At 46.4% G+C, this 15,602-nt stretch carries 14 protein-coding genes; 1 reads left to right on the top strand and 13 read right to left on the bottom strand.

The genetic code is table 11. The features are described from left to right. The 12 genes from ACFQ2J_RS11715 to ACFQ2J_RS11660 all read right to left on the bottom strand — a co-directional run bounded on the left by ACFQ2J_RS11715 (position 1) and on the right by ACFQ2J_RS11660 (position 12,769). On the bottom strand, positions 1–1,173 hold the full coding sequence (locus tag ACFQ2J_RS11715) for a M20 family metallopeptidase (RefSeq protein ID WP_386060404.1): 1,173 nt from the start codon (positions 1,171–1,173) through the stop codon (positions 1–3). Continuing rightward, positions 1,142–2,170, bottom strand: a complete 1,029-nt coding sequence (locus ACFQ2J_RS11710; protein ID WP_386060400.1) for an ABC transporter ATP-binding protein — start codon at positions 2,168–2,170, stop codon at positions 1,142–1,144. Before ACFQ2J_RS11710 ends, ACFQ2J_RS11715 begins: the two co-directional genes overlap by 32 nt. Beyond that, entirely contained in the window at positions 2,163–3,128 is a 966-nt protein-coding gene (locus ACFQ2J_RS11705) for an ABC transporter ATP-binding protein (RefSeq protein ID WP_386060397.1), read from the bottom strand. Before ACFQ2J_RS11705 ends, ACFQ2J_RS11710 begins: the two co-directional genes overlap by 8 nt. Beyond that, positions 3,129–4,004: an ABC transporter permease gene (locus ACFQ2J_RS11700; RefSeq protein ID WP_386060395.1), complete on the bottom strand. Its 876-nt coding sequence runs from the start codon at positions 4,002–4,004 to the stop codon at positions 3,129–3,131. A gap of 16 nt (positions 4,005–4,020) precedes the next feature. Then, complete coding sequence (locus tag ACFQ2J_RS11695) at positions 4,021–4,989, bottom strand: ABC transporter permease (RefSeq protein ID WP_386060393.1); 969 nt, start codon at positions 4,987–4,989, stop codon at positions 4,021–4,023. Positions 4,990–5,010: 21 nt separating this feature from the next. Continuing rightward, positions 5,011–6,810, bottom strand: a complete 1,800-nt coding sequence (locus tag ACFQ2J_RS11690) for an ABC transporter substrate-binding protein (protein WP_386060390.1) — start codon at positions 6,808–6,810, stop codon at positions 5,011–5,013. A 25-nt stretch (positions 6,811–6,835) separates the two neighbouring features. Beyond that, entirely contained in the window at positions 6,836–7,792 is a 957-nt protein-coding gene (locus ACFQ2J_RS11685) for a S66 peptidase family protein (protein ID WP_386060387.1), read from the bottom strand. Positions 7,793–7,807: 15 nt separating this feature from the next. Then, positions 7,808–8,575 (bottom strand): IclR family transcriptional regulator, encoded by a 768-nt coding sequence (locus tag ACFQ2J_RS11680; RefSeq protein WP_386060384.1) that lies wholly within the window; start codon positions 8,573–8,575, stop codon positions 7,808–7,810. Between the two features lie 149 nt (positions 8,576–8,724). Then, complete coding sequence (locus ACFQ2J_RS11675) at positions 8,725–10,017, bottom strand: peptidase (protein WP_386062481.1); 1,293 nt, start codon at positions 10,015–10,017, stop codon at positions 8,725–8,727. A 24-nt stretch (positions 10,018–10,041) separates the two neighbouring features. Beyond that, positions 10,042–10,707, bottom strand: coding sequence for a 3-oxoacid CoA-transferase subunit B (locus tag ACFQ2J_RS11670; protein ID WP_386060382.1), 666 nt, complete (start codon positions 10,705–10,707; stop codon positions 10,042–10,044). Further along, a complete protein-coding gene (locus tag ACFQ2J_RS11665) occupies positions 10,692–11,393 on the bottom strand; it encodes a CoA transferase subunit A (RefSeq protein WP_386060379.1) in 702 nt (233 codons plus the stop codon). The genes ACFQ2J_RS11670 and ACFQ2J_RS11665 overlap by 16 nt, the downstream gene beginning before the upstream one ends. An 11-nt stretch (positions 11,394–11,404) precedes the next feature. Beyond that, a complete protein-coding gene (locus tag ACFQ2J_RS11660) occupies positions 11,405–12,769 on the bottom strand; it encodes an aspartate aminotransferase family protein (protein WP_386060376.1) in 1,365 nt (454 codons plus the stop codon). A 253-nt stretch (positions 12,770–13,022) separates the two neighbouring features. On the opposite strand from ACFQ2J_RS11660, the gene ACFQ2J_RS11655 reads away from it, so the two are divergent. Continuing rightward, complete coding sequence (locus ACFQ2J_RS11655) at positions 13,023–14,615, top strand: PucR family transcriptional regulator (protein ID WP_386060373.1); 1,593 nt, start codon at positions 13,023–13,025, stop codon at positions 14,613–14,615. Positions 14,616–14,773: 158 nt separating this feature from the next. Here ACFQ2J_RS11655 and ablB read toward each other — a convergent pair whose 3' ends face one another. Next, positions 14,774–15,586 (bottom strand): putative beta-lysine N-acetyltransferase, encoded by an 813-nt coding sequence (gene ablB, locus ACFQ2J_RS11650; RefSeq protein ID WP_386060370.1) that lies wholly within the window; start codon positions 15,584–15,586, stop codon positions 14,774–14,776. Between the last annotated feature and the right edge of the window lie 16 nt (positions 15,587–15,602).

Here is a 15,602-nt window from a genome sequence, read left to right as displayed (position 1 = left end):
TCATCCATTCGACAGCATTTGCTCGAATTCTTCTTTTATCTGTTTCTGCAAAGTTTTATCCTGAATAATCTCCCAGCCTGTTAAAGCCATGCTTTTTCCAGCTGTAATCATTGTTTCGTATGCATAAGGACTGTTGCATAATTCCGTAAATGCTCTCGTATGCCCCGGAACCAGCTCGTCAGTCAGTGACAGTACTGGGTGAATGGAAGGAACGACACGACTGACATTCCCCATATCAATTGAACCCATCCCCTCTTTGTGACGGGACTTATCGACGAAGCCGACTTCATCTAACGCCTTTGCATAGACCTCTACCATTGCTTTGTTGCTTTGCATCGCATCATAAAAATGACCGACAGGCTGTATTTCAAGCTCTGTTCCGCTCATTAATGCTGCACCCTTGGCACAATCTTTCACGCGATTGACGACTTCCGTTAAATAGTCATTGTCTTCCGAACGGATACAGAATTCAGCGACCGCTCGATCAGGAACGATATTATTCGCTTTTCCACCATCCTTGATGATCCCGTGAATTCTAACATCCGGTTTCAAATGCTCTCGTAATGCATTGATTCCATTGAACGTATGAATGACTCCATCGAGCGCATTTCTACCTTCCCATGGTTCGGATGCAGCATGCGCATTCTCTCCATGAAATATAAAGTCGTATGTATGGAATGCAAGGGATTCGACATCTAAAATCGTGTCATAGCCTGGGTGGAACATCATGGCGGCATCTACCCCTTCGAATGCACCTTCACTGATCAAGTCGATTTTGCCGCCTATCCCCTCTTCATCAGGTGTACCTATAACAGAAACTTTGAAAGGCTGCTCCGATTCACTTTTCGCCAGCGCTACACCTGCGGCTACACTGGCTACCCCAATCAGGTTGTGGCCGCATGCATGACCGATTTCAGGAAGCGCGTCATACTCAGCACAGTAAGCCACATGGTAGCCACCGCTTCCTTTTTCAAAAGTAGCGATGAAGGCTGTCTCCCATTCACCGACACCGCGCTGCACTTCAAACCCTTGGCTCTCGAGATAATCACACAACGTCTTTGATGCAAAATGTTCTTCTCCACCCAATTCGGGGTTCCGTTGTATTTCTTTACTGATCGCAATCAATTGTTCCTGTTCTGCTTCAAGAATGTGATCCAACTGCTGCTTTATCATCTGTCTCCTCCTTCTTTTCTGCAAAATGGCAGGCTGCATATTGACCGTCTGCAACCTCTTTCAATGGAGGGATCTCATGCTTGCATTTTTCTTCTGCTATCGGACATCTTGGGTGAAACCTACAGCCTTTAGGCATATCGGATGCGTCCGGCAGCTCCCCTTTAAGAATTTTCCTTTCACTTCGTTTCGAGCGTAGAGAAGGCATGACATTGATCAGCGCCTGGGAGTATGGGTGACTTGGAGATTTCACTACCGACTCTGCATCTCCGATTTCTACGATCTTCCCTAAATACATGATGGCAATGCGATCTGAAATCAACCACGCCAGCGACAGGTCATGGGTAATGAACAGATAGGAAAGATCCATCTCATCCCGTAGTTTCACCATCAGTTTTAATATATCAGCACGGACTGACACATCGAGCATGGACACCGGCTCATCCGCAACGATGAATTTAGGGTTGAGAATCAATGCAGAAGCTATCGCGACACGCTGCTTTTGGCCGCCGCTCAATTCATGAGGATAACGATATAAATATTCTTCAGCAGGACGTAGGCCAGCCCACTCCAAAGCCTCGACCACTTTCGCCTTACGTTCTTTCTCGGGCTTCACTAACCCGTTTACCACTAAAGGCTCGGCTACGATATCGTAAATCATATATTTGGGATTCAGAGATTGATAAGGATCCTGGAAGATCATCTGTGCCTGCTGACGGAAAGCTTTCAATTGCTTCTTGTTCTTCTTGAAGTCATCTTTCCCGTCGAAAAGAATGTCACCTTCCTGCTCTTCAATCAACTGAAGAATCGCTTTCCCTGTCGTCGTCTTGCCACTTCCACTCTCTCCGACGAGAGAAACGATTTCTCCACGATCTATTGAAAAATTGATGCCATCGACCGCTTTGACTTTCTTTTTTTCCTTTGTGAATAATTCCTTCATCAAGCTTTGGCGGACCCCAAAGTGCACCTTAAGGTCTTTTACTTCTACCAGCTTACTCATGTTCATCCCCCCTATGGTGGCACGCAGCATAATGACCAGGTCCAACAGGTTTCAAATCTGGAGCCTGTTGTCTGCAAATATCCGTAGCAAATTCACATCTGGGGTGAAAATAACAGCCCTTCGGAGGATCGAGTAGATTAGGAGGAGCACCGGGAATGGATTCTACCATCGTTCTTTCTTTTGTAATATCAGGAAAAGAGGATACAAGTTTTTCCGTGTAGGGATGTGTGGGACGTTGAATGATCGCCTCCACTTTCCCACTTTCTACGATTCTACCTCCATACATCACCACTGCTTTGTCACATGTTTCCGCCATGACAGACAAATCATGGGTGATCAGAATCATCCCCATATCCAGCTCTTCCCGCAAACGTTCAATCAAATCGAGGATTTGCGCCTGAACCATTACGTCCAAAGCTGTCGTAGGTTCATCACCGATCAATACCTTCGGCCTGCAGGCAAGCGCCATAGCAAGCATTACACGTTGCTTCATCCCCCCACTGAATTCATGAGCGTAATTATCGATCCGCTCTGCATCGATTTCCACCATCTCTAGCAATTCCTTTGCACGATTTCTGGCAGTCTCATAGTCTATCTTTTCATGAAGCATGATCACTTCTATGATCTGGTCACCGATTTTCAGTACCGGATTCAATGCATTCATAGCTCCCTGAAAAGCGATCGAGATATCTTTCCATCGATGCTTCCTTACTTCCTCGGCATCTAAGCCTGCCAAATCCTTCCCTTCGAGAAGTACTTCCCCATTTGATACGCTCCCGTTTTCAGGTAATAGATTCGTAATGGAAAGTGCAGTCGTCGTTTTACCACAACCGGATTCACCGACCAGGCCGATCGCTTCTCCTTTCTCCAGCGAGAAGCTGACATCATCTACTGCTGTAACGGTACCGTCTTTTGTATTGAATTGTGTTGTCAATCCTTTGACTTCCAATAGTCCCATTTAAGATCCCCTCTTCAGCTGTGGATTCAGAATTTCATCAATTGCATATCCCATGAACGTGAATCCAAGTACGATTGCGACCACGCATATACCAGGTGGGATCAGAAACCAGTATGCACCTAGACTTGCTGCACCTGATTCGAATGCGTAATGAAGCATCATCCCCCAGCTCGGATTCGATGAGTCTCCCATTCCAAGGAAGCTTAAGGTAGTTTCCGAAAGGATAGCGGTAGCTGAAACAAGAACAGTATTGGCAAAAATCAGCGGGAAAACATTGGGCAGTGCATGTTTTCTCATGATATAAAGAGAGCCTGCTCCTAATGCCCGGGCCCGTTCAACATACTGCCGTTCTTTGATGGACAGTGTCTGTGACCGGACAACCCTTGCTGTACCAGGCCAACTGGTCAGTCCGATTACGAGAATGATGTTCCAGATGCTCGCACCAAGGATTGCTGTAAGTACCAATGCTAATGGCAGCCATGGTAACACCAGGAATACATCGGTGAATCGCATGAAGAAGTTGTCCACTTTCCCACCATAAAAACCGGCTACAAGCCCTACCACCGTACCAACAAACATCGAGATGAGGGTTGCCAGCACACCGACAAGAACGGATATACGTGTACCTGCAATCAAAGCGCCGAGCACGTCTCTCCCCATGTCATCCGTACCTAGAAGATGCTCTTTGCTTGGTGGTTCGAATACGCCTCCAGCACCATAACTACTTGAGTCATAATCCGTCAGCCACGGACCGAAAATAGCGATGAAGATGAATAAACCCAGCAGAACTGCACCGAAAAGACCCAGTTTATTTTCTTTGAAGGAAAGAAGTATCTTTTTGTATTTTTTCATTTTCAGTTCGGATTTATTTTTCATTTCGCATGTCCCCTGTTCAACTCTTTACTCTCGGATCCAGGTAACCGTAAATCACATCAGCCACCAGATTCGCCAGCACGACACATACACTGACAATCAGGAAAATCCCTTGAAGCAATGGATAATCCCTGTTAAGTAACGCATCGTACATCAATCTTCCTAATCCCGGCCACGAAAAGACGGTTTCAATTTGGATTGCTCCAGCAATCATGAACCCAAGGTTGATCGCGATGATGGTAACCATCGGCAGCATAGCGTTAGGCACAGCATGCCATCGGATCACCCACTTTTCCTTGAATCCTTTTGCTTTGGCTGTCGTTATATAATCTTCTGTCAGAACTTCCAGCAGGGAGTTACGCATGATCAGTACAAACTGACCGATCAGAATAAGACTCAGTGTAACCGCTGGTAGGAATAAGTGTTTACCGACATCGATCCATTCTTCGATAAAACTGCCATAACTCGCCCCCGGCGTCGCCATTCCACTCGTAGGAAAGATTTGAAACTGGACACTGAACAGAATGACGAGGATGATCCCCAACCAAAATGTCGGCATCGCATAGGTGATCAAGGAAAAGCTCAGTGCAGATACATCGATTTTCGTTCCTCGTTTCCACGCGGAAATCACTCCGATGAACGTTCCGGCGATGATAGCGATGATGGTAGAGACGCCGACGAGCAATAACGTCGGCATCAACTTAGAAGCAATCACTTCGATTACAGGTTTCTTGAACATGAAGGAAAGTCCTAAATCCCCTTGAAAAAGATCTCTGAAATAAATCCAAAGCTGGACATAAAGCGGCTCACCGATTCCAAAGAGTGCTTTTGCCCTCTCCACCGCTTCCGGCGAAGCATTCGGATTCCTGATCATCATCGACAGCGGATTACCAGGCATCACCCGAAAAAGGAAGAAGTTGATGATCAATACGAGAAAGATCGTAACTGCTGCTTGTACCAATTTCTTTGCTAAGTAACCCCAACTCATATCTCCATCTCCTTCAAATCGTTACATCCCTTTGAATCGTTTCTTCCCTCTTGCTTTCATGATGAAGAAAATGATTCCACCAAGCAGAAGGGCACCTACAATCAATCCCCACATCATTCCATTGTTGGTCGATTCCTCATCCGCACTCGCTGCTTCCCCTGAATCCGCTGAAGCCACATTATCAGAACCTTCCACGGCAGGAGTTACATTCATATAATTGGAGTGGTTGAACGTCAGGAAGTACGTATCCCGTACTTTCGTCCAGCCAGTCCACTCTTCTGTGTTGACTGCCTGCAGGGCGTTATCGTAGGCCAGAATGATATATGGGTTCTCGTCGTACAAAATTTCCTGCATTTCATGGACGACAGCTTGTCGTTCATCCCGATCGATCAACGTTTCCTGCTCTTCAAACAATTGGTCATACTGGTCATTCGCATAGTAAGAATCACTCAATCCACCAATTTGTTCTCCTCTCATGACATTCAGGATTGTCGATGGATCTGCGTCTGTACCCCAACCCCAGATGAACATATCGAAGTTGGCGTTGTCATAGATACGATCTGATAGTAGTCCATCATCAACCGTTTCCACTTCTACTCCAATCCCAACATCCTTAAAGTAATCAGCAATCATGTTTCCTGCTTTCACTTCTTCTGTTGAATTGGACCTAAGCATCAATTTAAAGTTGAGCGGTGTTCCATCTTCACTTTCTCTGATTCCATCGCCATCACTATCCACATAACCGGCCTCTTCCAGCATGGAAGCTGCTTTTTCAGGATCATATCCTCGCTTATCTTCCGGCTCATAATGCCAGAAATCAAGGCTAGGAGGAATAAGTGATGTACCTTCCGTCGCTTGTCCTGCATAAGCAATATCGATCAGCTTCTGCTTATCAATGGCATACTCCATTGCCTGGCGAATCTGCTTATCTTTCAACAATGGATTACCTTTGGAAGCTGGGTCATCCCAAGTGTTGATCGCCAATTCTGTGAAACCGTGAGTCGTAGCCGAGACGACGTCCAGGTTCTCTTCCTGCTGCAATTGAGCTACCTGATTCGGATTGATATTGATGGCAGCTCCGATTTCACCGACCTTCAACGATTGCACCATCGTGTCATTGTTGGAATAAAGCACGAATACGAGCTCGTTGATTTTTGCAGGTGTCAGGAAGTAATCTTCATTTTTCACCAGCTTGATATACTCGCCTTCATTTTGTTCGTCAAATTTGAATGCACCCGTTCCGACCGGGTTTTCATTCGGCCATGTTTCCAGCTCTTCTGCAGAAACCTCACTCCAGATATGTTCAGGGAGGATAGGTGCCGTAATCTGCAGCATATTCGCCTTAGGCTCTTCAGTCTTGATGACTACGGTATGTTCATCAGGTGTTTCAATGGATTCCATTCCGGACATGTTACCGGCATAGAGTCCAAGGCCACTTTCTTTCATCGTTTCGTATGTGAATTTGACATCCTCAGAAGTGAATGGCTCACCATCGTGCCATGTCACATCGTCTCTCAGCGTGAATGTCCACGTCTTATTATCGTCACTCACTTCCCACTTCTCCGCTAATCTTGCAACAGGTTCAACATCATTATCGAAAGCTACCAGTGGATCGTACACTAGTGAAAAAATTTCCGTTGCAGCAATGGTGTAGGCAACGAATGGGCTCAGGCTGTCAATCTCCTGTGTCCAGCCTACTCTCAATGTAGCGTCTTCGTCTGCGTGAACTGTGCCTTTATTCGAACCTGCAATTAAACTTCCAACTAACATTACTAGAATGACCATCACCTGAAAGGCTTTATTCAATATTGGATTACGCATCTAATTCCCCCTTAGTAGTTTAAAATCAGTCTTCCGTTCCTGATTCTTCCACAAAAAGTTTTCCATTCGTCGCATCTAAGTAAGCGCTTACCCCAATCGGCAGGGTAGCTAAATCTTTTGTATGTCCTATCGGTAACCCATGAATTACCGGTATATCTAATGGTTTTAAGAAATCTTCGAGAATATCTTCCAGGAAAAATGTCACCGGGAATCCCGGGTCAAGCTTCCTCGGTTCACATTCACTGCATTCACCAATGACGATACCTGCAGCTTCCTGTAATTTTCCGGCATTTTTCAAGTGTGTGAACATGTGGTCAAGAATCCACGGCTCTGTCCAAACTTCCTCCAGAAATAAAATCTTGTCTTTCGTGTCGATTTCGAAAGGTGTACCTAAAGAAGCACAGACGAGCGTCAGGTTTCCACCGACTAACTCTCCTCGGACTTGTCCTTCATTGATGACATCCAGATACTTTTTATCGTCTGCCATCTTGATCTCTCCAATAGGTTCTGATGAGCATAAGGCTTTATCAAGGTACTCTTCTCGATAGGCAGTAAGGTCTTCTGAATTGAAGCCTGCCATCCCAGGTCCGTGGAACGTGACAAGACCGGTATGTTTTTGAATTGCGAGGTGTAAGGAAGTGATGTCACTGTAGCCGATGAAGATTTTCGGGTTCTTCCGGACAAGGTCAAAATCAATACGATCGATCATACGGGCTGACCCGTATCCTCCCTGGGTTACGAAGACAGCATCGACATTATCATTTGCAAACATGGCATTGAAGTCAGCCGCACGTTGTTCATCTGTACCTGCTATGTATTCATGGCGGCAATTGACATGATCCCCGACGACAACGTTGTAGCCCCATTCTTCGAGCGTTTTGATTCCTCGTTTTAAATCACTCTTTTTGAAAAGTGGACTTGCAGGTGCAATGATCCCGACGGTGTCCCCTTTTTTCAGACGTTTCGGTTTCAAATTTTGCATTGGTTTCCTCCTTTTTTATATGACCGGTGCATACCCCATTTCCTGAGATATTTGGGATGATGCACGAAGCAGTGCATCAATATACTGCTGACGCTTATGTTCAGGCAGAAAGTTGATCGGTCCTGAGATAGCGATGCCGGCTGCAATTTGCCCTTCATGATTGAAGATCGGTGCTGCATAAGCGATGGCTCCGAGTGCAAGCTCACCATGTGACTGGGCATAACCGTGCGTTCTGATTTGTTGGATTTCTTCTTGTAACTGAGTTTTTTGTGAGATGGTCAACGGGGTGACAGCTTCGAATTCATTCGATAGGCTGTTCAGTTCTTCTTCAGGCAGATAGGCCAGAATCGCTTTAGATAAAGCACCAGCATAGATTGGCATCCGCTGGCCGACTTTAATTTCAAAGCCGAAATGATGAAAGGATTCAATGTTGATTAAGCAGAGGGCTTCCTGATTGTCATATACACTTAAATTCACGTTGAGTTCTGTTTCCTGCGCCAGTTTCTTCAACCATGGATACGAATTGTTCACAATATCGGTTCGTTTGATCACGATTCCGCCAAGCCTTACAAATTTCACACCCAGCCGGTACTTCCCCGATTCCTGATCCAATTCGATGAAACCCTTCGCCAAAAGTGTCTGCATAATACGATGAACGGTAGTCAATGCAATCCCTGTTTTGATCGAAATCTGTTTCAGCGTTAATTCTGAATCCTTATGAGTAAATGATTCGATAATGGTCAACGCTCGATCAACGGAACGTATCGTCACTTCTTTTGACATTCATTTCCCTCCTTCCAACTGTTTCCACCTGGTGGAATGACATTTCCGTTTTTCTAAATCTAGAATATTCTAAAAATTCTAAACTGTCAAGTTGCCTTTCAGATACGGGACTTTTGACGCTTAAAAAGCCAATAAAAAACAGCGAACATCTATGCTCGCTGTTTATAAGACGACTCTTCTACACCGCACCAGTCCATCATTGCCAGAGCCATGATCTCTGCTACTTCAAACACTTTGGAAAGCTCGATGTATTCATTCGGAAAATGCGCCATCTGTGTCACTCCAGGTCCGAACACCAAAGAGGGCGTCTCCCCGAGTTCAGTCAGCAGTCCACCGTCAGTGCCCCAAGGAGAAGCCTCAACGATTGGTTCTTCCTCCATAACCTCACGAAAATTAGAGACGAACGCGTTCATCAGTTCATGCTCCACATCAATCGATCCCGGTACCCATCTAGCCCCGAACCACTCGAGCTTTGGTGGATTTGTTTCAAACCAAGGGTCCGTTTCCTTAAGTACCTCCATCCATCTTTCCATTTCACGCTTGGCTTCTTCCATCGTCTCTTCCGGCGACACACCCATACGCCCTTCGATACAGACAAGATCGGCGACCGACGACGGCCAGTCACCTCCTTCAATTTTTCCAACATTGATCGGAATTGGAATAGGGATGGATTCATACAATGGGTCAGTTACCCGCTCATTCCGCACCTGTTCCAAGTAGCGGATATGTTCAATGACGATCATGCTTTTTTCAATGGCACTTACACCCTCATACCTTGTGCCCCCGTGTGCGGAGCGACCTTTGACGTGCACACGAAACCACATGGATCCCTGCTGTTTCGGAAACAGTTTCATATTCGTAGGTTCAGGAATGATGGCAGCATCTGCTTTATACCCACGTAGTACAGCGGCTAACGTACCAGCACCACCACTTTCCTCTTCGATGACACTTTGAAAAATGACGTCACCTTTCAGCTGGACACCGAGCGAACGCAGCGCCTGGATGGCCATCAGCATCGAGACGTTCCCGCCTTTCATGTCGGTCACCCCACGACCATACATCTTCCCGTCCTCTATATTCCCACTATAAGGATCATGGTTCCATTGCTCATGGTCTCCTGCCGGAACGACATCGATATGCCCGTTCATGATCAAGGATCGGCCACCGCCAGTTCCTTTCCACTTGCCGACTACATTCGGATTCCCTTCAAAGCTTTCTCGCGATGATGCATAGTAAGGATGTTTAGAGATCTCCTCCTGGTCCACTTCCCATACATCAATCTCCAATCCCATATCTTTCAACGTTTCAATTACAAGCTTTTGCGCCTGTGCTTCATTTCCTTGTGTACTGTCTGCCTGAACGAGACGCTGTAATAAATCAATCCCATCTGACTTGTTGGTTTCCAACCACTCATGAATTTTCGTCTGCAGTTCCGCTTTCACTTTTGTCACGATACATCCTCCTCTTCAACCACTTACACTTACCAAATCATCAGAAACCTGTAACGTGCAGCCAGTATGCCGGATCACTTCCTCTGCCGTGTATGGAGGCATGACCTCCTTGAGCATGAGACCGTTTTCGGTCACCTCAATGACAGCCATATCCGTAATGATCAGATCCACACACTTCTTTGCTGTCAGTGGCAGTGTGCATTCTTTTACTATTTTGAAGTCCCCTTTTTTATTTACATGACTCATCAGAACAATGACTTTCTTTGCTTTTTGGGCAAGCTCCATCGCCCCTCCGATTCCAGGAACGCGCTTCCCCGGTACGATCCAGTTTGCAAGGTCCCCCTGCTCACTGACCTCGAGGCCCCCAAGAATTGTGATATCCAGAAGCCCTGAACGGATGATGCCGAATGCTGTTGCACTATCGAAATATGCCGCTCCCGGCACGACCGTCACAGGAAACCCGCCTGCGTTACAGAGCATCGCATTTTCCTCACCTGCTTCTGGCGCTCCTCCCATTCCGAGTACGCCGTTTTCCGCCTGAAACATCACCTGCATATGTGGGGGGATATGATTTGCGACAAGCGAAGGGATCCCTATTCCAAGGTTCACGATCATTCCCGGCTGGATTTCCTTCGCAGCCCGCTTTGCAATCAAGTCACGTACAGTTACTCCCATGCCCATTTCCAATTCACCCCTTTGCTTTGCACGATTTTATCTACAAAAACACCTGGTGTAACGATACACTCCGGATCCAGTTCTCCAACCGGAACGATCTCTTCCACTTCTGCAATCGTAATGTCCCCAGCCATTGCTACGAGCGGCGAGGTGTTCCTGGCACTCGTATCATAGATGAGGTTTCCGAAAGTATCCGCTTTTTTGGCGTAAACGATCGATACATCTGCTCTTAGTGCTGTTTCCAATAAACAAACCTTCTCGCCGAGCCTCACTTTTTGTTTACCTTTTTCAATCATGCTGTCGAGTCCGACATCCACCACGATTCCTTCCAGACCGACCCCACCAGCACGGATACGTTCAGCCAATGTACCCTGGGGAGAAAATTCCACTTCCATTTCTCCAGCTTCCATAAGTTTTCCGGCAATCGGATTGGATCCGATATGAGAAGCGATCAACTTCGCCGCTCTTCCCTGACTGACGATTTTCCCAATACCGATATGCGGAAATCCTGCATCATTCCCGATCAAGGTGAGTGCTTTGACTCCTTTTTCAAGTATTGCGTCAATAATCGTTGGTGGATTGCCGAGTCCACCGAATCCACCGAACATCAAGGTTGTACCATCGTGGATATGCCGCACTGCCTCTTCAATTGTCGTTTGTTTATTCAAACGCTGCATTTCTGATTGCACCATCATGCTCCCTCCTATCCAATTGAATCTACCAACCCTTGCACATGTAAGTCCCTTTGTATTTCCTTGATTGTTTCTTCAAAAAGGTCAACGAGCAGATCCATTTCCTGCTTTCGAATTGTCAATGGCGGGGCAATGATGACCGCATCCCCATCCCCACCTTCGATCCCGGCAGCTGCAGGATAAATGAGCAACCCTTTATCCCTGGCTTTCCTGACCAGCTTATTTGTCAAAGAAACATCTTTATGAAAAGGAAGCTGCGTCAAAAAATTGGAGACGAATTCTACACCGATCATCAGTCCCTTCCCCCGCACTTCACCGATCAGCGGCTGTCTATGTGCAACATCCTTCAAGCGATGAATCAAGTAATCCCCGTTCACTTCAGCCATGTTGATTAGATCGTGTTTTTCGATATAGTCGATCACTGCCAGTGCTACCGCTGCAGATTGAGGATTTGCACTATACGTATGCCCGCTCATCACCGATGCAGAACCATTCAGGATCGGCTCGATCACTTTTTTACTGACTAGGGTCGCTGCCATCGGTGTGTACCCGGCACTCATCCCTTTTCCGAGGGCGATGATGTCCGGTTCGACGCCCCAATGCTCCATCGCGAACATTTTTCCTGTCCGTCCAATCCCCGTCATCACTTCATCAGCAATGAAGAGAATGTCGTAGGCATCGCAGATTTCCTTTACCCGCTGATAATACCCATCAGGGGGGACGATGACCGCACCTGCTGCACCAACAATCGGTTCGGCTATGAATGCAGCAATGTGTTCCGGCCCTTCTCGCCTGATTGCTGTTTCCAGTTCATTGGCGCACATCAACTGGCACGAAGGGTACTTCTGGTGGAACGGACAGCGATAACAATTCGGGGAAGCGATGGTCGGAAAGCTTTCCAATAATGGTACGAATCGCTCTCTGCGCCCGATATGCCCCGACATCGACAAGGCACCCATCGTGATGCCATGATAGCTCGACCACCTGGAAATCACTTTGTTTTTGCGGTAGTCCCCCTTCTCCTGCCAATGCTGGATGGCGATCTTCAGCGCTGTCTCAGTCGCTTCCGAACCACTGTTTACGAAAAAAGAAAAATAATCATTCTCTCTCCCAGATGCAAGCTCGTTCAGTTTATCTGCAAGCTTTTCTGCTGGGTCACTCGTAAACTGTGACCGATACACGAACGAAATTTTCTTCGCCTGCTCTGTCATCACATCGATGATTTCCGGAACAGCATGGCCGATACTTGCAGTGACCGCACCAGATGATCCATCCAGGTATCGCTTGCCTTGTGCATCATAAATGAACACCCCATGCCCATATACGGCCGAGGGGTAGACTTCCGTCATATCCGCCTTGATCAGGTGGGAACGCATAAGCACTTCCTCCTCCCATTCATTACTTTTAGAATTATCAGTTAATTTCATCTTATTTTAATAAAGCCCTATTTGCTATTGGCCAACACCAATGAAAAATTAAGTTGTTTTTTATACAAGATGTATAATGCCACAGTGATACATAGGTCCAAATACACCTTGCAAAGAGTGTGACCTTGTACATGTAGGCAGATTATTGAAGGAGGTTCGGAACTTTTAACGAATACTACTACGCAAGAAAGGAGTGTGCGGGATGACCATCTCTGTCCATGAAGCTTTGACCCTCCCCGCAATGGGAACCGCTACGCTTATTGCCGGAACGGAAGGGGTCCACAACCAGATTAAGTGGGTTACGATTGTAGAAGTCATTGAAGATATCGAACGCCTTCAGGAAGGGGAATTCCTCGTTACCACCGGCTATGGTGTTGATGAAAATAACGAGCAGTTCCAGCAACTGCTCGCTTCAAAGAAACTATCCGGAATCGCAATCTATACCGGGTTTTATTTGAAGGAAATTCCTTCACGCTTCATCCAATTGGCAAATGATCACGATATGCCGCTAATCGACATTCCTACCGATGTCAATTTTTCAACGATCACCAAAGGTATATTGGAGCAGATCGTCAACAGGCAGATGGAAATGATCACGTCTTCACTGGCGATTCACAAACAGCTGACTAGTCTCGTATTAGAGAAAAAAGGAGATCAGAGAATTGCAGAAACGCTCAGTGAATTGATCCATGCATCCATTTGGATTTACAACAGCGAAGACCAGGTCACCCGGCAACCTGCAAGTCCTTCTGAAGAACTTTCCAACTTGGCTGATGCAATGGTACAAAAGAGCAGGCTAACTTTCTTACCTCAGCAGCAGGAAACCAACAACTTAAAGGTTATCGTGCACCCGATCATTGCCAGCGGGAGTTATTATGGCTGCATCATGGCTGTCAAACCGCTCGACCAATGGGCAGAAATCGATGTGAATGCGATTGAACATGCCGCAACTGTATTTGCCATCGAATACCTGCAGAAAGAAGCAGTCGACCAAACAGAGGTGAGGATGAGAGAAGAGTTTCTCGAAGAAATCATCAATCACAGCTTCAAGAGCTCAAAGATCGCTTTGGAACGAGGGGTGAAGCTCGGGTATGACCTCTCCCTCCAGCAAGCCATCCTTCATGTGAAACTGAAAGAATACGGAAGTGCAGAGGATTTAGAAGCGAAGGCTATCCGATTACAAGCGCACGTATTGGACTTCTTTCAGCGAGCGAAAAGACAAGTGATTGTGCGAAACCGGCTGGATAGTATCGTCATTTTGTTTGAAGTGGAAGGAGAAACGGACCCCAAGCAGGACTGCCTCACTGTAGCGTATGAGTTGTGGGGATCCTGGAAAGAAAAAGGTGATGCCTCAGCAATTCAAATTGGTGTCGGGAACGCCTATGACCATGTCGACCACTTGAGCCAGAGCGCAATGGAAGCGCAATATGCGGTAGATTTGTCCCATCTATTACTCGCCAGCAAAGACATCGTTCATTTTGATGATCTGGGAACCTTCCATTTTTTATTGCAGATGAAAGAAATCGGGGTTGACTTGAGCCAATTCTATCAATCTCATATCGGGAAATTACTCGAGAACAGTAGGCAGGGGATCGATCTTCTGTACACGCTTGAAGCCTACTTTAAGCACAATCTCAACTTACAGGAAACATCCCAGCGATTGTTCATCCACCGGCATACGTTGAAATACCGGTTGAGGAAGATGGAGGAGGAAAGCGGGCTGGATTTGTCATCTGCGGATGAACGGTTGAAGATTCAATTGGCGATTGCCGCATATAAAATCGACCAGTATTGAGCTGGATTTATGATTGTGATTAATTTTTTCGATTTACTGATTGAAAGTTCTTGCTTTCTGATTAAAAGTGGAGCTTTACTGGTTAAAATTACTCTTTTACTAATCGAAATGCCCCTCTTTCTAATCAAAACTCAAAAAACGGCCAGGGCACACGCACCCTAGCCGTTCACTTTCGTCCAAATATTCATATCTTCCAATCCTGTTGCGATCCGACAATTATTGACCAGTCGGCCTTCGAACGTGTAACCAAGGCGTTTCACAGTAAGGTTCATGCCCGGAGACAAAGCCCGAGTCATCGAATACATCGTATGGATGCCTTTATCAATCAGCAGTTCTTCCAGTTTTATCACAATCGGATACAGCAGTCGATGCCCTCGATAATTCGGGTCTGTGGCACAATCTGTGATTTCCGCACAATTGAATCTTGGCCGCACAAGCGCCGCAGCAACCGACACTACTTTCTCGCCGTCTTTGACGACCACGAAAAAATAGGAATCACCCATTTTCTCTCTTAAGTAAGATGGATCACGCACTCCGGTCGGGTAATTTTCAAACACGCGATCATAGAGTGATGCTACTGCCTCCATATCCTCTTCTGTAGCAACCTCCAAGTGGAAGTCTGCCGGAAGCTCCGGATTGGTGTAGGTCGTCGTGTCATGTTCAACGATGCTCATCGACTTCGAAACTTCTTCATCCAAGATCGTGTTTGCGCGATCCGGATCAGGAAACTTCGTATAAACAACACTATCCTGTCCATTGAAGAAACCGCTGATCTTCCCTTCCTGACGATACCCCGCTGGTTCAAGCGCAGTTTTATGTTCAGGTAGACCGTAAATGATCGTTTTACCAGGCTGATGCTTTCTTTCCAGCTCACTGATCCGGTTCAGACTTCCCTCAGCATCGATGATATGACACACGATCCGTTCATTCGTCTCATCATATTGATACAAATTTTCCGTTAATCCTGTCATCGTACTCCCCCTTTTC

The sequence above is a fragment of the Thalassobacillus hwangdonensis genome (assembly GCF_042675915.1).
Classification (GTDB): Bacteria; Bacillota; Bacilli; order Bacillales; family Halobacillaceae; genus Thalassobacillus_A; species Thalassobacillus_A hwangdonensis.
Note: the sequence above shows the minus strand (reverse complement) of the source record. Positions and strands in the feature narration are given on the sequence as shown.